The sequence below is a fragment of the Arthrobacter sp. 05T420 genome (assembly GCF_056396305.1).
In genome coordinates this window covers 136743-159645 of record NZ_JBFTLG010000016.1, presented here as the reverse complement: position 1 = coordinate 159645, position 22903 = coordinate 136743, and the positions used below count along the sequence as shown (strand labels likewise).

The following is a 22903-nucleotide window of genomic DNA, read 5'->3' as shown; positions in this document are numbered from 1 at the left end:
CACGCCCGTTCAGCGTCGCGTCCCCGATCCCGGTCACCCCGTCCTCCGTGGTGATCCGCAGGGTCACGAAGTTCCGGGAGGGGCTGGTCACGAAGACTTCAGCGGCAATGATTTTCACAACAGGTCCTTATCTGCTCTTACGGGGTGTCGTAGTTACGGGGCGCCAGCGGCGCGGGTGGTTTCCCCGGGCGGCCCGGGTCAGCCGCCAGGGGTGAGTCAGCCGCCCGGGGTGGGTCAGCGCTGCGTGGTGCCGCCCGGGGTGCTGGCGAGCAGTGCCAGTTCCGCGCGGCCCGGCAGTCCTTCCCAGTCCCCAGCGGTGCTGACGGCAAAGGCTCCGGCCAGGGCGCCGCGCTGCAGGCGGCCGGCCACGTCGGCGCCGTCGAGCAGGGCGGAAAGGTAGCCGGCGGTGAAGGCGTCCCCGGCCCCTACGGTATCGATGCTGGTCACGGGCACGGCGGGTGCCTCCCAGCGCCCGTCCGCGGTGTACACGCCGGCGCCGGCGGCGCCGCGCTTGACCACGACCTCACGGACTCCGCGGTCCAGCAGTTCGGCGGCCATGGCCGTCTCGGCGGCGTCGGCACCGGAGTCGGGGTCCCAAGTTCCGGCCGGCCCTGCCCCGGGAGCAGCCGCGACCAGCCCGAGTTCGTCGTCGGAGGCGATCACGATGCTGGCGTGCCGGACCAGCGGTGTGAGCACAGCGCGGGCCTCCTCCCGGGACCAGAGCTTGCTGCGGTAATTAACGTCGAGGGAGACCTCCATGCCGTCGGCGGCAGCGCGCTCAGCCGCGTACTCCACGGCCTTCCGGGCGTCGGGGCCGAGGGCGGCGGTGATGCCGGTCAGATGCAGGATCCGGGCACCGGCGCTTAGGGCATGGTCCAGGTCCTCCCGGCCGAGGGTGGACCCGGCGGAACCGGCGCGGTAATAGAAGGCCCGGGTGACATCCGCCGTGCGTTGTTCGAGGAACATCACCCCGGTGTTCCGGGCGGCATCAATCCGGTGCCGCAGCCCGATGCCCTCGGCGCGCAGCTGCCGCAGGATGTACTCGCCATGCGGGTCCGCGCCGACCACCCCGGCCCAGGTGACGCTGTGCCCGAGCCGGGCAACCCCGACGGCTACGTTCGATTCCGCCCCGGCCACGTGCATGCCCAGGGTGCCTCCGGCGGACAGCGGCCCGGTGGAGCGCAGCGAGACCATGGACTCGCCAAAGGTCAGCAGATCAACGGCCTGCGGTGCGGAAGCGTTGGGGACGGCGGCCATCACCGCAGGCTCTCCGCGCGCGGCCGGCTGAATTCGGTGGCCAGGGCCACGAACCCGCGGGCCCGTTCCCGCATCGGGGCGAGGCCGCCGCCGGAGCCGGCGTCGCCGAACAGCGGTCCGCCGAGCCCGACGGCGATGGCGCCGGCTTCCCAGTAGCCTGCTGCCTCATCCAGCCCCACGCCGCCGACGGCGATGAACGGGATCTCCGGGAAGGGATCGCGGAGCGCCTTGAGGTACCGCGGTCCGCCGATCGAGGCAGGGAAAAGCTTCACCGCGGTGGCGCCCCGGTTCATGGCCGCATAGGCCTCGCTGGGGGTCAGCGCACCTGCCAGCACGGGCAGTCCCAGCCGGGCAGATTCGGCGATCGACTCTGCCAGCGACGGGGTCACCATGAACTGGCCACCCGTCTCGGCAACCCGGTGAACGTCCTGGGCCGTCAGCACGGTTCCCGCCCCGACGAAGCAGCCCTCCGGGGCGGCAGCGCGGACCTCGCGGATCGCCTCCAGCGCCCCAGGTGTGGTGAGTGCAATCTCGACGTACCGGAAGCCCTCCTCCATCGCCGCGAGGGCTGCCTTCGCCGCCGCTGCCCCGTCCGTGCCGCGGACAATTGCCACCAGCCGGGCCGCCCGGATGCCGGCCAGCAGTGATTCGGGCGTCAGGGTGTTCTCCATGTCAGGGTTCTCCTTCGTCGGGGCGTTCAGATCCGGGCTCGGCACGGGCGCGTTCACCACTCGGCGAACGCGCCGTCGGGATGCCGCCAGACGGGACCGCGCCAGCCGTGCCCGCGCTTGTCCGCGGCACGGACCACCGCCTCATCGATCTCGATGCCCAGTCCCGGACCGGTAAGCCGTTCGATGTGTCCGTCTACGAACTTCAGCGGGGACTTGTCCACCACATAGTCCAGGACTTCGGCGCCCTGGTTGTAGTGGATGCCGATGCTTTGTTCCTGGATCAGGAAGTTGGGTGTCGCAAAGCCCACCTGCAGGCAGGCGGCCAGCGCCAGCGGGCCCAGCGGGCAGTGAGGGGCGAGCTGGACCTCGTAGATTTCGGCGAGCGAGGCGATCTTGCGGACCTCGGTGATGCCGCCGGCATGGGAGAGGTCCGGCTGGGCGACGGCAATGCCGGCCTGCAGCGCGGGCAGGAATTCTTGCCGGCTGTACAGCCGCTCGCCGGTGGAGACCGGCGTCGTGGTGGAGGAGGTGAACTCGCGCAGCAGGTGGGTGTTTTCCGGGACCACCGGTTCTTCGAGGAAGAAGGGCCGGTACGGCTCCAGCAGCGGCGCCACCCGGCGGGCGTTGGCGAGGCTGAAGCGGCCATGGAAGTCCACGGCCACGTCACGGTGGTCGCCGAGGACTTCACGGGCCGCGGCCACCCTCCGGACGACGCCGTCGAGCTCGGCCACGGAGGCGATGGGGCTCATCCGGCCGCTGGCGTTCATCTTGACGGCAGTGAGCCCGACCTCCAGCTGTGCGCTGATCTGGTCGGCCACCTCGTTGGGCTCATCCCCGCCCACCCATCCGTACATCCGGATCCGGTCCCGGACGTGGCCGCCGAGCAGCTGGTGCACGGGGGTGTTGAAGTGCTTGCCAGCGATGTCCCAGAGGGCCTGGTCGAGGCCGGACACGGCGCTGGCCAGGATGGGCCCGCCGCGGTAGAAGGACCCCTTGGTCATGACCTGCCAGTGGTCCTCGATCCGGAGCGCATCGTTGCCGATGAGCAGCTCGGAGAGCTGGTCGACGGCGGTGCGCACGGTTTCGCTGCGGCCTTCGCAGCTCGCCTCGCCCCAGCCGACGATCCCGCTGTCCGTCTCGATCCGGACGAAGAGCCAGCGCGGCGCGACGAGGAATGTTTCAATCCTGCTGATGAGTGTCATCTGCTGCCTAGCCCTTGGTCGCGCCGGCGGTCATGCCAGAGACGATGTACTTCTGCGTGAAGAGCGCAATGATCATGATCGGGATGGTGACCACGGTGGCGGCCGCCATGAGTCCGCCCCAGTCGATGCTGGCGTAGGAGACGAAGTCGAAGATCGCCACCGGCAGGGTCTTGGTCTTGGAGCCGGAGAGCACCAGGGCGAACATGAAGTTGTTCCACGAGAAGATGAAGGACAGGATGCCGGCGGTGGCCATGCCGGCGACGGAGAGCGGCAGGGTGATGCGGCGAAAGGCGCCAATCGGAGTGAGGCCGTCCACCTGGGCCGATTCTTCCAGCTCCAGCGGCAGGGAATCGAAGTAGCTCATCATGATGTACACGATCAGCGGCAGCGCGACGAACATGTGGCTGAGGATCAGGACCTCGAAGCCGCCCACCATCTTTAGGTTGGAGAAGACGTAGTACCAGGGCACCAGCAGGGAGACTCCGGGGATGACGCGGGCCATCAGGACCACAAGGGCCGAGCGGTGCATCGTGAACCGGCTCATGGCGTAGGCTGCGGGCACGCCCAGGACCAGCGACAGGGCCGTGGAGACGAAGGCCACCCAGAAGCTGTTGAAGATGAAGACCAGGTAGTTGTTCCGCTGCAGCACGTTGGCGTAGTTCTCGAACGTGGGGGTGAACAAGAACGACTTTCCGGTGTCGTAGATGTCCACGTTGGTCTTGAGGGAGGCCAGCAGCATCCAGAACAACGGGGCGATCAGGAACAGCACCACGGCCACCAGCGCGGCGACGCGGAACACCTTGTACGCGCGGGTGCCCAGCGGCTTCCGGAGCCGCGGCGCCGTCTTGGCCGCCTCGGCGGGGGCGGTTTGGGGTTCCGTGTTTTCAGCGTTTTCGGTGGTGGACAGTACGGTCATTTGCTTACCGCTTTCTTGCGCATGGTCAGCAGCCACATGGAGCCGATGATGATCATGAAGAACAGGATCAGCACCGCGGAGGAGAGCCCGTACTGGTTGTAGTCGAAGCTCAGCCCGTAGGCGTAGACGTTCAGCGTCTCCACTTCGTGGAAGGATCCGCCGCCTTTGCCCTTGGTGGCGTAGAGGATGTCGAAGGTCTTCAGGGCGTCGATGCCCCGGAGCAGGATGGCGACGATCACGGTCGGCATCATGAGGGGCAGCGTGATGAAGAAGAAGCGCTGGAAGGCGTTGGCGCCGTCCATCCGGGCCGCCTCGTCGGGCTCCTCGGAGAGGGAGGTCAGCCCGGCCAGCAGGATCAGGACCACCATGGGGGTCCACTGCCACACGTCCATGAAGATGGTGGTGCCGAGCGCCGTGTCCTGGCCGGAGAGCCAGGGCTGGGCGGGAATGCCGACCATGCCGAGCAGCTGGTTAACGAAGCCGATGTTGGGGTCGAAGATCAGCCGCCACATCATGCCGACCGCCACGGGGGTGGCGACGAGCGGGAGCAGGATGGCCACGCGGACCCACTTTTCGCCGCGGAACGGGCGCCACAGCAGCAGCGCGATGCACATGCCGAGCACCACCTCGCAGACGAGGGCAACGCCGGTGAAGCTGAGCGTGCGGCCGACGGCGGGCCAGAAGCGTTCGACGTCGGACAGGACCGTGAGGTAGTTCTGCAGGCCGACGAACTCGGAGGCGGCCCTTACCGAGCCCTGCGAATCAGTCAGGCTCAGGTACAGGGTCCAGCCCAGGGGGAAGACGATCAGGACGCCGACGAAGATCATGGCGGGGGCGGCGAAGAGCCACTTCCGGTGCCGGTTGGCCCAGCCCGAGAAGTTCTCGCGTGCGCTGGGTGGGCGGGCGGCCTTCCGGGATGGCGCACTGCGGGGAGGGGTCAAAACAGACATGGTTCACCTAAGGAGTTGGGGGTGAAGTGAAGAACTGGCCGCGGCGGGACGGCAGCGGACTGCCGTCCCGCCGGGCTCGGTGGTGCATCGCGGGCAATGCAGCAGGCGCGTAGTGCGCCGGCCGCGCTACTTCTTTTCGGTGTCCAGGAACTTCTGGAAGGCGTCGTGCGCCGTGTCGGCTGCGGCGGAACCGTCAGAGCCGGTGATGGTGGCGACGATCGGGCCGCCCACGATTTCGCGGGCCTTGCCTACGGTGAGAACCTGGGGACGGTCGTGTCCGACGCCGTTCTTGGCGCTGGCGGTGATGGCCTCGGCGAGGTCCTTCGGGTAGGTGGAAGTTCCGGCCGGGTCAGCCCAGACCGAGGCGCGCGGTCCTGGGACGCCGGCCTTCTGGGCTTCGAGGGTGCGTTCCTTGCTGGTGGCCCACTGGATGAACTTCCAGGCGTTGTCCTGGTTGCTTGATGCCTGGTTGATGGCGAGGCCCCAGGACGGGATGTTGTACGGCTTGGAACCTGCAGGGCCGGCAGGCAGTGCGGCGAAGCCTACCGTGTCGGCGACCTTGGACTTGGCCGGGTCGGTGGCGTTCTTGTAGAGCGAGTCGGCCTCGGTGTAGAACGCAGCCTTGCCCTGCGTGAAGATTGCCATCGCCTCGGGCCAGCTCATGTCCGTGCTGACGTTGGCAGGGCCGTAGTTCTTGATCAGGCCGCCGTAGAACGCATAGGCCTTCTTCGCGGCGTCGGAGTTGACGGCTGACTTGCCGCTGGCGTCGGTGAAGTCGCCGCCAAAGCTGTACAGGAAGCTGGAGAACTGGGTGACGGCGGCGGACTTGCCGGTGCGGGCCACGAAGCCGGCCGTGTCCGGGGAGGAAGCCTTGATGGCCTTGGCCGCAGCCTCGAGCTCGTCCATGGTCTTGGGAACCGCCAGGCCGGCGGCCTTCAGCAGGTCCTTGCGGTAGTAGAGGACTTCGCGCTCGGTGATGATCGGGACGCCGACCACCTTGCCGTCAGCGGTGGTGGCCTTGACGGGGCCCTCCTGGTAGTCCTTCCAGTCCCATGCGGCGTCCGAGGAGACCTTGGACGTCAGGTCCGCGAGGTAGCCGTTCTTCGCGAACGCCTTGCCTTCCTGAAGCGGGCGGTACATCATCACGTCGATCTCGTCGCTGCCGGCGTTGAGCTTGACGTTGTACTGGTCCGAGAGCTGGTCCTCGCCCAGTTGGGTCAGTTCGACCTTGAGTCCGCTGGACTTCTCGAATTCCGGAATGGCCGCCTTGATGCCTTCGGTCCAGACATGGTTTGCGAGGGTGACACGGACGGTGCCGGAGGTCTTGGCATCGGTGCTGCCGCTGGCGCCGCCGCAGGCGGTCAGCCCCAGGGACAGGACCGCGGCGACAGCCGCGTACTTCGCAATTGAACGTCGCTTCATTACGACTTCCTTTGGTTTTCAGGGCTGGCGAGAACGTCCAGCCGGCTGCAAATGCATCTTTACATCTGCTCTGGAAGCGATCATAGAGAAATAAAGCAGACTTAAACAAGACCCTTGCATCCACCCGTATGATTTATTTATGAAAACTCCAAAGGCGGAGCCACCAGCAGACCTGCATTCCGTGCTGGTCCAGAACCTCGGGCTGGCCATCGCCGAAGGGACGCTGGCGCCACACTCGGTCCTGCGCCTGGACGAGCTTGAGGCCCAGCACAACGTCTCCCGCTCCGTGGTTCGGGAAGCCGCCCGCGTGCTGTCCTCGAAGGGAATGCTGGAGTCGCGGCGGCGGCTGGGGACAGTGGTGCAGCCGGAGGAATCGTGGAACGCGTACGACCCCCAAGTGATCCGCTGGCGGCTTGCCTCCTCAAAGCGGCTCGAGCAATTGCAGGCCCTGAACGAGCTCCGCGGGGCAATCGAACCGCAGGCTGCCCGCCTCGCCGCTGAGAGGGCATCCTGGGATGCCGGCAGCGACCTCGTCTCCCTGGCCGCACGGCTGTGGGCCGCCGGCCAGCGCGGGGACCAAGACGAGTTCCTCCAGCTCGACATTGACTTCCATGCGGCAGTGTTGCGGGCCTCCGGCAACGCCATGTTTACGCAGCTGCACAATCTGGTCACCGAGGTGCTGACGGGTCGCACCGAGCACGGCCTCATGCCGCACTTGCCACACCACGAGGCCCTGCAGCTGCACGTGGATGTGGCCAGCGCCATTCAGCGCGGCGAGGCGGACGCCGCGCATGCTGCCATGAGCAGGATCGTGGAGCAGTCCACCGAGGAAATGGGCGATATCTGGTCCAGTTATCACGCCGGCTCCCCCGCATCACCGGAGGGGCAGCGCTCGCCTGAATGACAACGCGGGGTCACCTGGCGCCCATCCCCGCCCCCTGGACCGGCGCTAAGTGACCCCGCGTTGCTCTGTTGGCGCGTTGAGGGGTTAGCGGCCGCCCTCGAGCTTCCGGCTGCGCTGCTCCTGGGCCATGGGCCCGTACGGATAGACGCCGACGCGCGGCCGGCTGGCCTCGGTCAACCGCTCCGTCTCGCCCGCGGTGAGCCGGAGATCCGCTGCCGCGAGATTGTCCGCCAGTTGCGCGGTGGTGCGGGCACCCAGGATCACCGAGGTGACCGCCGGCCGGTCCGCCAGCCATGCCAGCGCCACCTGGGCCGCGCTTACGCCGTGGCGCCCGGCGGTTTCCTCCACCTCGGCCATCACGTCCCAGGTGCGTGGATCGGCGTTGCGGGCCTCCCAGGCCTCCATTCCCCGTTTCGGATTTTCGCCGAGCCGGGTGGCCCCGGCCGGCGGCTGGTCGCGCTTGTACTTGCCGGAGAGCCACCCGCCACCGAGCGGCGACCATGGCAGCAGCCCGATCCCGGCGTCGAGCGAGGCCGGGACAATTTCCGACTCGATGTCGCGGACCAGGAGGCTGTACTGCGGCTGCAGCGTCACCGGCGCACTCCAGCCATGGGCCTTGGCCACATGGACGGCTTTGGTCAACTGCCAGCCCAGGAAGTTGGAGAAGCCGTAGTAGGCGATCTTGCCGCTGGTGGCGGCGTCGTGCAGGAACCGGAGAGTCTCCTCGAGGGGAGTGACCGGATCCCACGCGTGCAGCTGGTACAGATCGATCTGCTCTACGCCCAGCCGGCGCAGCGAGTCATCCAGCGCCCGGCCCAGGTGCCGGCGGGAGGTCCCGACGTCGTTGGGCGCCTGGCCCATCGGGAAGCGGCCCTTTGTGGCCACCACCACCCGGTCCCGGACGTCCGGCCGGTCCGCCAGCCACCGGCCGATGATTTCCTCCGACACCCCCGAGCTGTAGACGTCCGCGGTGTCGACGAAGTTGCCGCCCGCCGCGAAGTAGTCATCCAGGATGGCGCGGGACTGTTCCTCGGTGGCCTCGGCGCCAAAAGTCATGGTGCCCAGCGCGTAGTTGGAGACGACGGCGCCGCTGTTGCCCAGAGTGCGGTATTGCATGGAACTCCTCGAGTCGGGGGGGTCAGTCTTCCGTGGGGGTGGTGCGCAGCGAGTGGTACGTCCGCCAGGTGTGCTCGGGGGCGTAGCCCAGCAGCCGTTTGGCCTTGTCGATCGACAGCATGGTCTCGTGCTCGCCCAGTTCCTTGACCACTTTCACGTTCGGAAACACCTCGGCGGCGAGGCTGGCGCTGGAGCGGCTCATCACGGTGTCCTCGTTGGCGATGATGAAGGCCTCGAAGCCGGGTTTACCGTGCTCCAGGGCGCGGGCCACTGCCTGCGCGCCGTCCCGGCCGTCAATGTAGCCCCAGAGATTCCACTTGCGCAACCTCGCGTCGTGGTCGAAGGCGGGGAACACGTCATAGTCCTCAGGGTCCATCACATTGGAGAACCGCAGGCCGGTGATGCTCAGGTCCGGGTCCCAGCGGGTCAGCTGGACGGCCATCTGCTCCTCAAGATGTTTGACCAGCGAGTACGTGCTTTCCGGCCTGGCCGGGTAGTCCTCGTCCACCGGGATGTAGGGAGGGTCGACGTCGAACGGCAGCCCGAGCACGGTCTCACTGGAGGCGTAGACGATCTTCTTGATCCCGGCCCGGCGTGCGGCCTGGAACACGTTGTAGGTGGACTGCATGTTGTTCTCGAACGTGGCGGCGTCAGGGGCATGGCCCGGTGCGGGAATCGCGGCCAGGTGCACCACCGCGTCAAAGCCGGCATGGCGGTCCTCCAAGCCAAGGAACACATCCACCACCTGGCCGTAGTTGCGCAGGTCCACTTCCGTGAACCCGGGGCTGCGGGCGCCCGTCCGGTCCAGGTTGGTCACCTCGTGCCCGTCATCATTGAGCCGCCGCACGACGCTTCGGCCCAGCTTTCCGCTTCCTCCGGTTACAGCAACTCTCATCAGGAACTCCTCGGGTGGCAGGCGTTGCGGACCGTCATGGTCCGGCACGTGGACCGGCACCTGCTCCGGCGCCGGCGGTCACCGTTCCACCCTAAGCGGAGGCGGCCACTGTGCCCAGCCCGCGTGACCTTCGGCCCTAGGCAGTCCCGGGGCCCGGCGGCAGGCTGGGGCAATGAACCGTGACCAGCGCGTTGCCGTGCGCGCGGACGCCCATCGGGCCCACCGGACCATCGAATGAACCACCCCGAACCCCCGCCGGAAAGGCGGCCGGCGACGCGCGCTCCCGGCCGGTTGCGCGGACCGCTCGCGGCGCTGGCCGCGGCATCGGCCGGCGCCGCCTACGTCCTGGCTGTCCGGCCCCGGCTCCTGCGCTGGGGGGCAAGCACCCAGGAGGCCGCCGGGCCGCTCGCCGGCGACGAGATCGTGACGGCCCCGCGCCTGCAAAGCACCCGCGCGGTGACTATTGCGGCCCCGGTCTCGGAGGTGTGGCCCTGGCTTGTCCAGTTGGGCGCCGGCCGGGGTGGCTTTTACTCCTACGACTGGCTCGAAAAAACCACGGGTCTGGGCAACCGAAGTGCAGACAGGATCCTCCCGGAACTTCAGCACCTGGAGGTAGGGGACGTCGTTCCCCTCTCCCCCGACGGCGGCCTGCCGGTCAGGCTGCTCGAGCCGGGGGCTGTGCTGGGGCTGGGTGGATCCATCGACCTGCGCACGGGGAAGATGTCGCCGGCCGGCGTCCGTCCCACCGGGCGCCGGTTGGACATCGGCTGGACGTTGGTGTTGCGGCCTGCGGGTCCCCAGGCCACCAGGCTCCTGTCCCGCACCCGGTACGACTACTCGCCCCTGGCTGAGGGGCTGGCCCTGCGCACGCTGGTGGAACCCCTGCAGTTCCTGATGGAGCGGCGGATGCTCCTGGGGATCCGGTCCAGGGCGGAAGGCCGCGGGAACTAGCGTCCGAAAAGCGTTTCCCCGGCGTTCCCGCGGTTCACGGGTCCTCCCGCGGTTCACGCGGTTTATCCGGGCTGGCCGCCCTCAGATGCCCGGGGCCGCCTCAGACCCCCGCGGCCCGCGGACTGGCACCGTCCGGAGCCAACAGGTAGTCGACAAACCAGTCCCTGGCCAGGATGGCCGCCGCCGCGAGCGTGCCGGGTTCTTCGAACAAGTGCGTCGCCCCTTGCACGATGGCGAGCTGGCTGGGGCAGCGCATCATGGCCTTGGCCCGGCGGTTAAGCTCCAGGACCTCGTGGTCCAAACTGCCCACAATAAGGAGCGTGGGCGCTGACACGGCGGACAACCGCGGCCCGGCGAGATCCGGGCGGCCACCGCGGGACACCACAGCCGAGATCCGCGCCGACGGCTCCGATGCCGCCCACAGCGCTGCCCCCGCGCCCGTGCTCGCCCCGAAGTAGCCCACAGCGCAGGCGGCCGTGTCTGCCCGGGTGGAAAGCCAGTCCGTGGCTGAGGACAGCCTGCGGGCCAGGAGTTCGATGTCAAAAACGTTGGCGCGGCTGCGCTCCTCGGCGGTGGTCAGCAGGTCCAGCAGCAGCGTACCCAGGCCAGCCTGCTGCAGGAGCCCGGCCACGTAGCGGTTCCGGGGGCTGTGCCGGCTGCTGCCGCTGCCGTGGGCGAACAGCACCACGGCCCGGGCCGGCACCGGAAGGTGGAGCTGCGCCTGGATCCGCACGGCGCGGGACGGGATCTCTACTTCCTCGTCGACGTCGGCGGCGTTGTCGGCGCGGGCCGCCGCCGAGGCCCAGAAGGGCGGCGGCGTGGTCTCGACGCGTTTGGCCGCAAGATCGAGCAGGCGCAGCACCTCGTCGTCGTCCGTGGGCGAGAAGTCCCGGTAGTGGTATCCGACGGCGGTGAACTGGCGCGGCGTCGCCAGGCAGACCACTTCGTCCGGTTCCGTCAGGTTGGCAAGCGTTTCCGCGGGGGCAACAGGAACGGCCAGAATCACGCGTGCCGCGCCCTGTTTGCGGGCCACCCGGCAGGCCACCCGGGCGGTGGAGCCGGTGGCAATCCCGTCGTCGACGATCACCGCGATGCGTCCGGTCAGGTCTTGCCGGGTCCGGCCCTTCCGGAACAGGACGAGCCGGTTTTCCAACGCGGCGCGTTCGTGCTCTTCAACGACCTGCAGTTCGTCGCCGCCGACCCGTGAATGGGCCAGGACCTGCTCGTCCAGGACCTTGGCCCCGCCTTCACCGATCGCCCCCATGGCGAGCTCGGGCTGGTAGGGAAGCCCGAGTTTCCGCACCACAATCACATCCAGGGGAGCATCCAGGGCGGCGGCGACTTCGAAGGCTACGGGCACGCCGCCGCGCGGCAGGCCCAGAACCACAATGTCCTGGCCACGCAATTCCGCCAGACGCCGGCCGAGCTGCCTTCCGGCGTCGACCCTGTCTTCAAAAATGCTCATGGGATATGGCTTTCAGGTCGAAACGTGGACCATCGGCCATCAGTCGTGTGCTGCTGAAACTGGTGCGCTCCTGCGGGTTCCCCCAAACCCGAAATGGACCCGGTGGCCGCTGCATCCAACTATCCGCCCGCGGCCGAAGCCCGGTGAGGGCCTTTGTGCCCGATTTTGGGCCAGCGTGCCGACCCGCCCCGCGGCTGACGAGCAGTGGTTCGGACGTATATACTCTCTCGGTACGGTTTTGCAGCGAGCCGTTGGATTGTTCTTCGATCCGGCCGCTGCCGTACCCGCCCCTTGCCGTGGTGGGAAGCACAGCCGGGTCGTCTTGACCTGAGTGAAACGGCACAGCAGACAAGTGGTCATCGAGTCAACCGCAAATTCAATAAACCAGCAGCTGCATGAACTGGTGCTCAGCAGCTCCGACGTCGAGGACTTCCTCGGCGGCGTCGCCCGGGTGTCCGCGCGCAGCCTGTCCGAGCCCGGGGATGAGATCCTGTGCGGCATCACGCTCCTGCGGCAAAGGAAGGCGGCCACCGTCGCCAGCAGCAGTCCCGCCGCGCAGGCCATGGACGAAATCCAGTACACCTTCGGCGACGGCCCGTGCATGACGGCTTCCCGGGAGCAGGAAACCGTCCACGTTGAGGACCTGGATATCGATGGCAGATGGCCGCAGTACGCCGCGACCGTGCGCGGACACGGCTTCCGGTCCATCCTGGCGCTGCCGTTCGTGCTCGAAGGCGAAACCCGGGCCGCATTGAACCTGTATTCGCACCGTCCGGGCCGGTTCGATGACCGTGCCACGGAACTGGCCCGGGATTTCGTCCACCAGACATCCATGGCGCTGCGGCTCGCGGTCCGGTTCGCGCACAGCAGCGATACGGCCGCCGACCTCAAGGCCACCCTGGAAACGCGGACCGTGATCGACGTCGCCGTCGGCATCATCATGGCGCAGAACCGCTGCAGCCAGGTCGAGGCGTTCGAGCTCCTGAAATCGGCATCAAGCGCCCGGAACGTCAAGCTCCACGTCGTCGCGTCCGGGGTGGTTGAGTCGCTGGGCCAGGGCTCCACCCGGACCCACTTCGAGGTCTAGCCCGCCGCTGGCGCAGCCTGAACCCTCACGCCGGGTTCCCGGCAACGGCTCGCCCGCAGCCGCGCCAAGACCGGCGAATGCCAGAATCCCGTCCCGGACTTCGAGGGCCCGGTTGTGCTGGACCACGTGCCCGGTTCCCTGCACCAGCTGCAGCTGCCCCCGGCGGGCGAGCCCGGCCAGCCGGCGGCTCCAGTCCGCATCCGCGACGGGGTCGTTGGCGCCGCGCACCACAAGCACCGGCGCGCTGACACCGGTGATCCTCTGCTCCAGGGGGTACTCCATCATGAGCCGAAGGTTCTTGAGGTACCAGACGGGGCCGCAACGCAGGTAGTCGGTGAAAACCAGGGCGTTCGAGGAGGGGCTTTCGTGCAATAGGCAGTCGCGGCCCAGCGCCAGCGCCTGCTGCACCACGGTGCCACGCTTGGGGTCCACCACGGGACCCATGAGCACCAAATTCGAGACCCGTCCGGGCGCCTGGAGGGCCGCTTCCGTGGCGAATTGTGTTCCCATCGAATGCCCCACGAGCACGAATTCCGGTACGCCCAGCTGTTCCATGGCACCGAGGATGTAGCGGGCCTGGGCGGCAATGGAGAGCGTGTTCGCGGGCCTGGGAGTGGCGCCAAATCCCGGCAAGTCAATGGAGTAGGTGTCCGCCGACGCGGCCAGGAGCCGGTGCAGCCGGCGCAGGTAGCGGTGTGACGCGCCAATTCCGTGGATGAGGACGACGGCGGGCCCAGACACGGACACGGACCTGCCGGCCCTTTCGCGCGAGGCGAAGACGTGGCCGGCGTGGCCCGCCACCGAAATCTCCAGGCGGACCGGTTCCCTCATGCTGTGCGTGACCGCAGCACGCGGCACGGGTGCGGGAGGGACCGCGTGGCAGCAGCCGGGGTCATGGAGGGCTCGTTTCTTTGCAGGGTGGTCGGCCCAGTCTAGTAAGCCTGCTGGCTAGATTCCGGACGCCGTGCCCAACAGCCGATCGCCGGGATGATCCCGGCGGGATCAGCTGTCCCGTTTGTCCCGTTCTTCGAACTCCTCATCGAGGTCGTAGTGCCGGAATTCCGTCTCCGGGTTCGGCTCCCCCTCCGACACGTACTCATAGTCCAGCTGGCGTTGGACTTGGCTGTCGAGGACTTGAAGATCCTTGTCCTCGACTTTGGTGAGGTCCTCGGGGAATTCATCGTCCGGACTGAGGTGCAGCTTCTCGGTCATTTCATGCCTCTCTGCGCCAGGAGGACGGACTCGAGTCTGCACTGTCCTGGCTGCATTCAGGATAGCGGTATCTGGCGGTCGGGTCGCCGGCGTCGGCTTCCTAAGCGGGCTCGGAACCGACGTTCACCAGCCAGTCCACGCCGAACCTGTCCTTGCACATGCCGAAGATGTCGCCCCAGGGTGCCTTTTCGAGGGGCATCGCGATGGTGCCGCCCTCGGCCAGCTTGTCGAAATAGCCGCGAAGCTCGGTTTCGTCGGACCCGCTGAGGGACACGGAAAAGTTGTTGCCAGGGGTGTAGTCCATGCTGTTGGGCGTGTCCGCTCCCATGAGCACCATGCCGGCGTCGGTCCTCAGCTGGGCATGCATGATCTTGTCCTGCTCCGCAGGGTCTTCGCTGGCATGATATTCGGCGAAGGTACTCATAGTCAGTTCCCCGCCGAACACCGACTGGTAGAACGTCATGGCGTCCTTGGCGTTGTCGCGGAAACCGAGGTAGGGATTGAGCGTGGTCATGTCCGAAACTCCTTGCTGCTGGGGGCGGCTGCTGGGGCGTCGGCCTGGTCGGCAACGACGACGGTGCACGTTACAGGGATATCCTGCCGCAAAACCGCCAGTGTGGGTAGGTACCTGGAAGACAGGGCAGCGGAAGATCAAAGCAGCAGGACAAAAAGCAGCAAAGCGAGCCGGAAGCGTCCGACGGCGGCCTGCGCCGCCGTCGGACGCTGGAGCGGGACGGCTGCTAGGCGGTCTGGCCCGCGTGCTCGCCCTCGGCTATTTCCTCAACGAGTTTGGCGTTGAAGGCCGGGAGGTCGCGGGGGCTGCGGCTGGTCACCAGGCCCTGGTCCACCACCACTTGCTCGTCGGTCCAGTTCGCGCCGGCGTTCTTGAGGTCCGTCTGGAGCGTGTGATAAGAGGTCACGTTCCTGCCGCTGACCACGCCGGCATCGATCAACAGCCACGGACCGTGGCAGATGGAGGCGACGGGCTTGTGCTGCTCGAAGAAGGCCCGGGTGAAGGCTTGGGCGTCTTTGTCGACGCGGAGGTGATCGGCGTTGACGACGCCGCCGGGAATAACCAGGGCGTGGAAGTCGGCGGCGTCGGCCTGCGCCACGGCGAGATCGACGGCGAACGTCTCGCCTTTTTCAGTGCCGTCGTAGCCCTGCAGCTTTCCGCTCTTCGGCGAGACCAAGGTGGGCACGCCGCCGGCTTCCTTCACGGCATTCCACGGGCTGGTCAGTTCCACTTGCTCCACACCATCTGTGAGCAAGAATGCGACTTTCTTACCCGAAATATTGTGCTCTGACATGTGTCCTCCTCGTGCCGGGGCTGGCGCCGGGAAGCGTTCGTCCGTGCCCGGCGCCAGCGCGTCATCTCACTTGGCTTGCAGTCTCAACTCTAGGAACCCGCCAAGTCATAAGCAAGCTGATGATGTACGGCGGGACCCTGCCTGCACCGGGCGCGAAGCTGAGAGAATAGGCCAATGGAAGTCGCTCTCGGGCTGCTGGCCCTCGTCGCCATTGTCTGCGCCTGCAGCGCGCTGGGCCACAAGATCAACGTCTCCGTCCCTTTCCTGCTGGTGCTGGCCGGCGTGGCGTGTTCGTTCCTCCCGTTTGTCCCCACCATCGAACTGAACCCCGAACTCGTTCTGGTCGGGCTGTTACCGCCGCTGCTCTACGCAGCGGCGCTGCAGACCTCGCTGTTCGATTTCGGTTCCAACCGCCGCTCCATCGGCCTGCTTTCGGTGGGTTACGTCATCTTCGGCACCGTCGGCGTCGGGCTGGTGGTCGCCTGGCTGTTCCCCGAGATCCCGCTGGCCGCTGCCATGGCCCTGGGCGCCGTCGTCGCACCGCCCGACGCCGTCGCCGCGACCGCCATTGCGCGGAAGGTGGGCATGCCCCGCCGGATTGTCACCATCCTGGAGGGCGAATCGCTGGTCAATGACGCCACGGCGCTGGTCTGCCTGCGCGCCGCCATCGCCGCGATCACCGGCACCGTTTCCGCGGCGGAGATCGCCGGCGGCTTCGTCCTTGCGGCCGGCGGCGGCCTGGTGGTGGGCATTGCCGCGGCCTTCGTGCTCACCGCGCTCCGCAAACGGATCCGCAACGTGTCCATCAACACCTCCATCTCCCTGATCGCCCCGCTCGTGGCCTACCTCCCCGCGGAAGCAATCCACGCGTCAGGCGTACTGGCCGTCGTCGTCACCGGGCTGATCATGGGAACCAAAGCGCCGTCCATGCCGAACGGGGCCGCGCGGCTGAGCCAACGCAGCAACTGGCACACGGTCCAGTTCCTGCTGGAGAACTCCGTGTTCCTCCTCATCGGGTTGCAGGTCCGGACCATCATCGAGGGCGTCCGGGATGACTCGCTGGGGCCGGAACGGATCTGGCTCGGCTGCGCCGCGGTGCTGCTGGCCGTGCTGGTCCTGCGCCCGGTCTGGGTCTTCCCCGCAACGTACCTGCCGCGGCTCATTCCCGCGGTCGGCCGCAAGGATCCCCCGCCGTCCTGGCGAGTTCCGGTGATCGTCTCCTGGGCAGGCATGCGCGGCGTGGTGTCTCTTGCCGCCGTCCTGGTCCTGCCGGCAGGGCTGGAGCACCGGTCCGTCCTGATCCTGATGGCCCTCGTGGTGGTGGCCGGCACGCTGACCCTGCAGGGCCTGACGCTCCCGGCCCTGGTCCGGCGGCTGCACCTTCGGGGACCGGACGCGCGCGAGGACGCGCTCAACGAGGCATCGCTGATGCAGATGGCGACGGCAGCGGGCGTGCAGCGGCTTCAGGAACTGCGCTCGGACGCCGACCCGCCGGAAGTCGTGGCCATGCTCAAACGGCGAACGCAGGAGCGCGGGCTGGCCGCATGGGAGCGGCTGGGACGGCCGTCCGCGGAAGCCGTCACCCCCAGCCAGCGCTACGCCCAGCTGCGGCTGGCGATGCTGGAAGCCGAGCGCGCCAAGGTCCTCGAGCTGCGGCGCGGCGGCGGGTACGCGCACGAGGTCCTGCTCGACGTCCTTGACCGTCTCGACGTCGAAGAGTCCATGCTGGACGCCACGCTGGAAGAACCCGACGCGGACGGGGGCCGTGGAGGCGAGGGCATTGCCCGGCCCCGCGGCGTGTGCGACCACTTGGAGTCCGCCCTGGATACGGCCGTCCCGCCCGGGCCCTTCTGCGCCGCGTGCGTACGGGAAGGGACGACGACGGTTCACCTGCGGATGTGCCTGCAGTGCGGGAACGTGGCCTGCTGCGATTCTTCCCCGGGAACCCATGCTTACAAACACTTCCAGCTCAGCGGCCACCCCGTCATGCGCAGCGTCGAGCCGGGCGAGGACTGGCGCTGGTGCTACCCGGACGAGCTCCTGGGCTAGGGCCCAGGCCCCATACCTGTCGCCGTGCCCCGTCGCCGTGCCACGTGCATTGGCTGCGTGCCGCGCCTGCATGCTGTGACTGCGGATCCGGGCCCTGTTCAGGGCCTCTTCTCCTCCGTAGGCTGGAAGGGACCCGCTGAAAAGGGACCCGCCAAGAGAAGGGGACCCGCCGCCGTCGGACGAAAAGAGGACACTGTGGACAACCAAGACATCCTGGAGCGCATCAAAGCCCTGGTGGAGGAAGAACACGGCCTCCGCGAAGGCTCGCAGGCCGCCGGGGCCGGAGCCCCGGACATTCTCAGGCTGCAGCAGGTGGAAGAACAGCTGGATCAGTGCTGGGATCTGCTCCGCCAGCGGCGCGCCAAAAAGGACTACGGTGAGAACCCCGACGAGGCGGAGGTGCGGCCGGTCAGCGAGGTTGAGGGCTACCAGAGCTAGCCCCTGGCCATGACCTGACGGACCGGCTGGCCGTGCAGATTGCGCTGCTGGGAGACGTCATGCTGGGCCGCCTGGTGAACCAGCACCTGGCCACGGTTCGGCCGGCCTATCCGTGGGGCGACACGCTGGAGCTACTGCGGCAGGCGGATGTCCGCATCGCCAACCTCGAGTGCGTCCTGGCATCCGGCGGCGAGCCCGAGCCCGGCAAGGTCTTCCACTTCCGCTCGGACCCGAAGAACGTGGCCAGCCTCCTCGCCGCCGGGATCGACGTCGTCTCGCTCGCCAACAACCACGTCCTGGATTTTGGCCAGGACGCGTTCCGGGAAATGCTGCCTGCGCTGGACGGCCGCGGCGTCCTGCATGCCGGCGCCGGCCCGGACCTGGACGCAGCCCGCCGGCCGGCAGTGCGGCGCGTGGGCAGCACCGCCGTCGGATTCATTGCCTTCACGGACAACGAGCCCGGCTGGGAGGCCGGCGCCGCGACTCCCGGGGTCTACTACGTTCCGGTGGACGACGACGGCGGCCGGCCCGGCGGGGCAGGACCGGACGGCCGTGTGGACGGCCTGTTGGGCCTGGTCGGCAGGACGAAGGCCCGCGTCCAGTGCCTCATCGTGTCAGCCCATTGGGGCGGCAATTGGGGCCACGACGCCCCGGCCCGGCATCAGGACCTCGCCCGGGACCTCATCGAGGCCGGAGCCGACCTCGTGTTCGGCCACTCGCCGCACATTTTCCGCGGCGTCGGGATCCACCGGAACCGCCCCGTCATCTACAGCGCCGGGGACTTCATTGACGACTATGCGGTGGACCCCGTCGAGCGCAATGACCAGTCATTCTTGTTCATGCTCGACACTGACGGTGGCACACCGCGCACGCTTCGGCTGTACCCCACGATCATCGCCGGATTTCAGGCACGGCTTGCCCGGGAATCGGCGCCCGATATTGCCGCCCGGATGCAGCGGCTGAGCGGCCACCTGGGCACTCTGAGCAGCTGGAACGCATCCGGCCGTTGCCTGGAGATACCGCTCGACAAACCGGCCGGAGCTTGAGGCCCCGTTTACATTCCTGAAACATGCCGGTCACGCGAACTTCACGCCGCCGCGAATCCCGTAACGTGCCCGCAACTTTTCGCCCCACTGCCGGAAACATGGCTCCGCGACCATTGAACACGGACCGGGGGGCCGGCGGCGACGTGTCCCGGTACGGAAGACTGACGAGAAGGGACCCCGGTGGAACTCACTGCTGGAAGCGTCTGGATGATTATTTCGGCGGCGCTCGTTCTGCTGATGACCCCTGCACTGGGCCTCTTTTACGGCGGCATGACGCGGGCCAAGGCCTCGCTCAACATGATGATGATGAGCTTCGTCTCCATCGGGATTGTCGGCGTGGTGTGGGTTCTCTGGGGCTACTCGATGAGCACCGGGCAGGGCGTCCTCGGCGTGTTCGGCAACCCGTTCGCCAACTTCGGCCTGAGCGGCCTCATCGGTTCGCCCGACTTGATCAAGGCCGGCTACAGCGCCACATTTGCCATCCTGACCGTGGCCCTCATCAGCGGCGCCATCGCGGACCGCGCTAAATTCACCTCCTGGGCCCTGTTCGTGCCCATCTGGATCACCCTCGTCTATTGCCCGTTGGCCTTCATGGTCTGGGGCGGCGGCCTTATGAGTGCCGGCGGTGCCGTGAGTGCCGTCTTTGGCCAGGTCATCGACTTCGCCGGCGGCACCGTGGTGGAAATCGCGTCCGGAACCGCGGCCCTGGTTTTGGTCCTGATCCTGGGTAACCGGCACGGCTTCGGCAAGGACCCCAGCCACCGCCCCCACAACATCCCCTTCATCATGCTCGGCGCGGGCATCCTGTGGTTTGGCTGGTTCGGCTTCAACGCCGGCGCCGCCACTACCGTGGAGCAGGCCGGCCTGATCTGGGTAAACACCCTGGCCGCCCCCGCGGCGGCCATGATCAGCTGGCTGGTCGTGGAGAAGATCCGCCACGGCCACCACACCTCCCTGGGCGCCGCGTCGGGCGCCGTTGCCGGCCTCGTGGCGATCACGCCGTCGTGCGCCAACATCAGCCCCCTCGCCGCACTGGGCCTCGGCTTCGTGGCCGGTGCGGCTTGTGTGGTGTTCGTGGATCTGAAGTTCAAGTTTGGCTTCGATGACTCGCTGGACGTCGTTGGCGTCCACCTTGGCGGCGGCCTCATCGGCACGCTCGCCCTGGGCTTCGTTGCCCTTCCGGTGGACGGTGCAGGGGGCGGGCTGTTTTACGGCGGAGGGCTCCACCAGCTCGTCGCGCAGACCGTGGCCGTCCTCATCGCCGTGGCGGTGTCCGGTCTTGGGACCGCAGTGATTGGGCTCGCCATCCACAAGACGCTCGGGTTCCGGGTCAGCCGCGAGGACGAGCTCGCCGGCGTCGACCGGTCCGAGCACGCCGAGACCGCGTATGCCTTCGCCGAACTCGGTTTCAGCCGGTTCAGCCCGTTCGGCCACCACGTCCGCCCGGCGCAAGCCGTCCGCACAGCAACGGCAGCCCACGCGGCCGCCCGGGCGCCGGAGAACGCACCCGCACCTGAACGTGCACCTGCACCTGCACCTGCAAAGGAAGACAGCCTGGTCTGAGGCATCGGCCAAAGGCCCGGCGCAAGTTTTTCCAAAGGGCCCGGGTGTAAGACGCGGCCGGAGGCCTAAGATATGGGCGGGGGGCACTCGAATTAGCGAACTCGCTTAATGGGAGGCCACGATGTTCAGCCAAGCCAGCCGCAAGGCATCAGACCCGCAGCTACCATCGGTGGCGCGGGTCCCGCGCAGACACCGGCGCAGTGCTTATCCCAGACCTGACCGGCTTCGGTTCCGGCGGGCGATGGCCTCGCTGACAGTGGTTGCGCTGGTCTCGTGCTTCGGTCTGGCGACCGCGGCCCCCTCCTCTGCGGCCCAGAAGGCGCAAAACTACATTGTGGTGCTCAAGGACGGGGTCGTGAACGCTGGAGCCGCGGCGGCCGCCCAGCAAAGCGCCTACGGATTCACGGCGTCGAAGCTCTACCTCAGCGCCGTGAAGGGCTACTCGGCGACCATGACGGCGTCCCAGGCGCAACGCCTCCAGACCGACCCCAACGTTGACTTCGTCACTGCGGGCCGCACATTCCAGCAACCGCGGGATCTTGGGTCCGCGGCCACCCAGAAGACGCCGTTTTGGCGCGAGCGGATCGCCGGAACCGACTCGGACGTCCGGAAGGCCCTCGACAAGGGGCCTGCCAAGATCGATGTCAACGTTGCCGTGATCGACAGCGGCATCGATGCGACCCATCCGGACCTGAACGTCAAGGGCGGCGTTGACTGCCAGTCCGGCTCGCCCGTGGATGTGACCCCCGTGGACGTTTTGGGGCACGGGACATTTGTGGCGGGTGTAATCGGCGCCCGGAACAACCAACAAGGTGTCATCGGGACCGCCCCGGGCACGCCGCTGTGGTCCGTCCGTGTGGTCGACAACAACGGCCTGATCTCCGAGCAGAGCCTGATCTGCGCCATTGACTGGGTGACCTCGACGCGCACGGACGATAACGAGGACAACGACATCGCCGTGGCCAACATCAGCATCGCCGGCGGCGCTCCGGATACGCCCAACTGCGGCAAGGGCACTGACCCGATGCACTACGCCATCTGCCGTTCTGTCGAGGCCGGCGTCACCTACGCTGTCGCGGCCGGCAACGAGGGCATGGACTTCGCCAACACAGTGCCGGCCACGTACGACCAGGTGCTGACCGCCACCGCCATGGGCGACTTCGACGGAAAGGCCGGCGGCAAAGCAGCCCCCAGCTGCGGCGCCGACGACTTCTCGAAGTACGGGCAAAAGGATGACCAGCCGGCATTCTTCTCCAACTTCGCCACCACGAAAGCTGACGAGGCCCACACGGTCTCCGGGCCCGGAATGTGCATGCTTTCCACCTGGCCCGGCGGCTACAACGTCAGCAACGGCACCAGCTTCGCCAGCCCGGCCGTGGCAGGGTCCGTTGCCCTGTGCATCAGCCAGAACGAATGCACGGGTTCAGCCGAGCAGGTCATGGCGGATTATCTGCACGCGACGAAGTCTTACACGAAGCGGCACAACGACTACGGTTACGGCGGCGATCCTGTCCACCCGATCGGGTCGCGGTATTACGGCTATCTGACGCAGACGACGAGCTTCTGACGGAACGGGCATGAGGTCGCTGGCCGGGATGTTGCCGGTCCCAGGCGGCGGGCCTCCTCCACCCTCCTGCGCCGCAGCTATCTCCAGGCCCCGGTCAGTCCCTTGTTCCTGTTCGGCCGCCAGCAGGATTTTGCCTACCAGCAGGGAGTCGACGGCACCCCGGGCAAGCGGCACCACGTCCGTTTCTGGCGCTGCCCGGCCGGCTGGCTGGTGCCCGGCCGAGTGGCCGTCGACTGGCTGGCGCCGGCACCTATGACCGCAGCGTCGGGCTGTCCCTGTTTACCCTGCAGATCACCCACAAGATCGACTAGAACACCGACGCCGAACGCGACCACGTGGTCGGCGCCATCACCGGAGCCGACACCGCATCAGCACGGCCGCCATCTGCGCCCAGGCCGTCGATGTCTTCCACGGCGGTCCGGACATCACGCTGCAGTCCAACCTGCCCGGCCTGACCCTGGACATCCTGTTGCTTCTGGCGCTCTCCAGCAAACGGTCCCGCGACTATGCCCTGCACCCCAGCAAAGAACCCAAACGGGATTCGAGCCGTCCCTGCGGCCGGGCACCGTTCTGAATCTCCAAGCATCCGGCAGGTCTTGACAGCCCTCTTGGTGCGGGAGCTAGATGTTCAAGAGCCGACAACCATTCCAGCATTGCAGCAGAGGAGCGGACATGAGGGAAGACTCAGAGGCGCCGGAGCGCGCCCACAGCGAGACCCCCGCCGAGGGCGATGCAACGGCTGAACCCTTTGACGACCGGGCCCATTCCCAGGACGCGGCAGAGGGCCCGGACATCGACGACGAACCGGGCACCGGAGCCCAGGGCAACGCCGTGCCAGGCGGCAGAACCGGGCCGTAGCTTCCCCGACGCGCCATTGGCGGCCCC

Annotated in this window: 23 protein-coding genes and 1 pseudogene; 10 read left to right on the top strand and 14 right to left on the bottom strand. The window is 67.6% G+C overall.

The window, feature by feature from the left end; translation table 11 throughout:
• From AC1DEM_RS16425 to AC1DEM_RS16395, 7 genes are all read right to left on the bottom strand, one after another.
• Positions 1-118 (bottom strand): hypothetical protein (locus tag AC1DEM_RS16425; protein ID WP_476885372.1); only part of this gene is annotated, 118 nt, incomplete at its 3' end.
• Between the two features lie 116 nt (positions 119-234).
• Positions 235-1257, bottom strand: coding sequence for a sugar kinase (locus AC1DEM_RS16420; RefSeq protein WP_476885363.1), 1023 nt, complete (start codon positions 1255-1257; stop codon positions 235-237).
• The gene (locus AC1DEM_RS16415; RefSeq protein WP_476885362.1) at positions 1257-1928 is read right to left on the bottom strand and encodes a bifunctional 4-hydroxy-2-oxoglutarate aldolase/2-dehydro-3-deoxy-phosphogluconate aldolase; all 672 of its coding nucleotides are present in this window, start codon (positions 1926-1928) and stop codon (positions 1257-1259) included. The genes AC1DEM_RS16420 and AC1DEM_RS16415 overlap by 1 nt, the downstream gene beginning before the upstream one ends.
• Positions 1929-1981: 53 nt before the next feature.
• On the bottom strand, positions 1982-3130 hold the full coding sequence (gene dgoD / locus AC1DEM_RS16410) for a galactonate dehydratase (protein ID WP_476885361.1): 1149 nt from the start codon (positions 3128-3130) through the stop codon (positions 1982-1984).
• Positions 3131-3137: 7 nt separating this feature from the next.
• The gene (locus AC1DEM_RS16405; protein WP_476885360.1) at positions 3138-4046 is read right to left on the bottom strand and encodes a carbohydrate ABC transporter permease; all 909 of its coding nucleotides are present in this window, start codon (positions 4044-4046) and stop codon (positions 3138-3140) included.
• Positions 4043-4996, bottom strand: coding sequence for a carbohydrate ABC transporter permease (locus tag AC1DEM_RS16400; protein ID WP_476885359.1), 954 nt, complete (start codon positions 4994-4996; stop codon positions 4043-4045). Before AC1DEM_RS16400 ends, AC1DEM_RS16405 begins: the two co-directional genes overlap by 4 nt.
• Positions 4997-5122: 126 nt before the next feature.
• The gene (locus AC1DEM_RS16395) at positions 5123-6418 is read right to left on the bottom strand and encodes an ABC transporter substrate-binding protein (protein WP_476885358.1); all 1296 of its coding nucleotides are present in this window, start codon (positions 6416-6418) and stop codon (positions 5123-5125) included.
• A gap of 139 nt (positions 6419-6557) precedes the next feature.
• On the opposite strand from AC1DEM_RS16395, the gene AC1DEM_RS16390 reads away from it, so the two are divergent.
• A complete protein-coding gene (locus tag AC1DEM_RS16390; RefSeq protein ID WP_476885357.1) occupies positions 6558-7322 on the top strand; it encodes a FadR/GntR family transcriptional regulator in 765 nt (254 codons plus the stop codon).
• 84 nt (positions 7323-7406) lie between these two features.
• Here the strand turns inward: AC1DEM_RS16390 and AC1DEM_RS16385 are convergent, their stop codons facing one another.
• Positions 7407-8438, bottom strand: a complete 1032-nt coding sequence (locus AC1DEM_RS16385; RefSeq protein ID WP_476885356.1) for an aldo/keto reductase — start codon at positions 8436-8438, stop codon at positions 7407-7409.
• A gap of 22 nt (positions 8439-8460) precedes the next feature.
• Complete coding sequence (locus AC1DEM_RS16380; protein WP_476885355.1) at positions 8461-9333, bottom strand: NAD-dependent epimerase/dehydratase family protein; 873 nt, start codon at positions 9331-9333, stop codon at positions 8461-8463.
• A gap of 234 nt (positions 9334-9567) precedes the next feature.
• On the opposite strand from AC1DEM_RS16380, the gene AC1DEM_RS16375 reads away from it, so the two are divergent.
• A complete protein-coding gene (locus AC1DEM_RS16375; RefSeq protein ID WP_476885354.1) occupies positions 9568-10284 on the top strand; it encodes an SRPBCC family protein in 717 nt (238 codons plus the stop codon).
• A gap of 100 nt (positions 10285-10384) precedes the next feature.
• Here the strand turns inward: AC1DEM_RS16375 and AC1DEM_RS16370 are convergent, their stop codons facing one another.
• Entirely contained in the window at positions 10385-11749 is a 1365-nt protein-coding gene (locus AC1DEM_RS16370) for a phosphoribosyltransferase family protein (RefSeq protein WP_476885353.1), read from the bottom strand.
• A gap of 352 nt (positions 11750-12101) precedes the next feature.
• Between AC1DEM_RS16370 and AC1DEM_RS16365 the strand changes: the two genes are divergently transcribed.
• Positions 12102-12836 (top strand): GAF and ANTAR domain-containing protein, encoded by a 735-nt coding sequence (locus tag AC1DEM_RS16365; RefSeq protein ID WP_476885352.1) that lies wholly within the window; start codon positions 12102-12104, stop codon positions 12834-12836.
• Here AC1DEM_RS16365 and AC1DEM_RS16360 read toward each other — a convergent pair.
• The 4 genes from AC1DEM_RS16360 to AC1DEM_RS16345 all read right to left on the bottom strand — a co-directional run bounded on the left by AC1DEM_RS16360 (position 12744) and on the right by AC1DEM_RS16345 (position 15355).
• The gene (locus AC1DEM_RS16360) at positions 12744-13667 is read right to left on the bottom strand and encodes an alpha/beta fold hydrolase (RefSeq protein ID WP_476885351.1); all 924 of its coding nucleotides are present in this window, start codon (positions 13665-13667) and stop codon (positions 12744-12746) included. The genes AC1DEM_RS16365 and AC1DEM_RS16360 overlap by 93 nt on opposite strands.
• Positions 13668-13838: 171 nt before the next feature.
• On the bottom strand, positions 13839-14048 hold the full coding sequence (locus AC1DEM_RS16355) for a hypothetical protein (protein WP_476885350.1): 210 nt from the start codon (positions 14046-14048) through the stop codon (positions 13839-13841).
• Positions 14049-14148: 100 nt separating this feature from the next.
• A complete protein-coding gene (locus AC1DEM_RS16350; RefSeq protein WP_476885349.1) occupies positions 14149-14562 on the bottom strand; it encodes a VOC family protein in 414 nt (137 codons plus the stop codon).
• Between the two features lie 226 nt (positions 14563-14788).
• On the bottom strand, positions 14789-15355 hold the full coding sequence (locus tag AC1DEM_RS16345) for a type 1 glutamine amidotransferase domain-containing protein (protein WP_476885348.1): 567 nt from the start codon (positions 15353-15355) through the stop codon (positions 14789-14791).
• 174 nt (positions 15356-15529) lie between these two features.
• Between AC1DEM_RS16345 and AC1DEM_RS16340 the strand changes: the two genes are divergently transcribed.
• From AC1DEM_RS16340 to AC1DEM_RS16310, 7 genes and pseudogenes are all read left to right on the top strand, one after another.
• Positions 15530-17404 (top strand): Na+/H+ antiporter, encoded by a 1875-nt coding sequence (locus AC1DEM_RS16340; RefSeq protein WP_476885347.1) that lies wholly within the window; start codon positions 15530-15532, stop codon positions 17402-17404.
• Positions 17405-17599: 195 nt separating this feature from the next.
• Complete coding sequence (locus AC1DEM_RS16335; protein WP_277527951.1) at positions 17600-17842, top strand: DUF2630 family protein; 243 nt, start codon at positions 17600-17602, stop codon at positions 17840-17842.
• A gap of 32 nt (positions 17843-17874) precedes the next feature.
• The gene (locus AC1DEM_RS16330; RefSeq protein WP_476885346.1) at positions 17875-18888 is read left to right on the top strand and encodes a CapA family protein; all 1014 of its coding nucleotides are present in this window, start codon (positions 17875-17877) and stop codon (positions 18886-18888) included.
• A gap of 207 nt (positions 18889-19095) precedes the next feature.
• The gene (locus AC1DEM_RS16325) at positions 19096-20451 is read left to right on the top strand and encodes an ammonium transporter (protein ID WP_476885371.1); all 1356 of its coding nucleotides are present in this window, start codon (positions 19096-19098) and stop codon (positions 20449-20451) included.
• Positions 20452-20692: 241 nt separating this feature from the next.
• Positions 20693-22018 carry a S8 family peptidase gene (locus tag AC1DEM_RS16320; RefSeq protein ID WP_476885345.1) on the top strand — a complete coding sequence of 442 codons (1326 nt, stop codon included), beginning with the start codon at positions 20693-20695 and terminating at the stop codon, positions 22016-22018.
• Positions 22019-22051: 33 nt separating this feature from the next.
• Positions 22052-22326, top strand: a pseudogene (locus AC1DEM_RS16315) (LssY C-terminal domain-containing protein); the annotation flags it as partial.
• Between the two features lie 364 nt (positions 22327-22690).
• Positions 22691-22876, top strand: a complete 186-nt coding sequence (locus AC1DEM_RS16310; RefSeq protein ID WP_476885344.1) for a hypothetical protein — start codon at positions 22691-22693, stop codon at positions 22874-22876.
• The last annotated feature ends 27 nt before the right edge of the window (positions 22877-22903 follow it).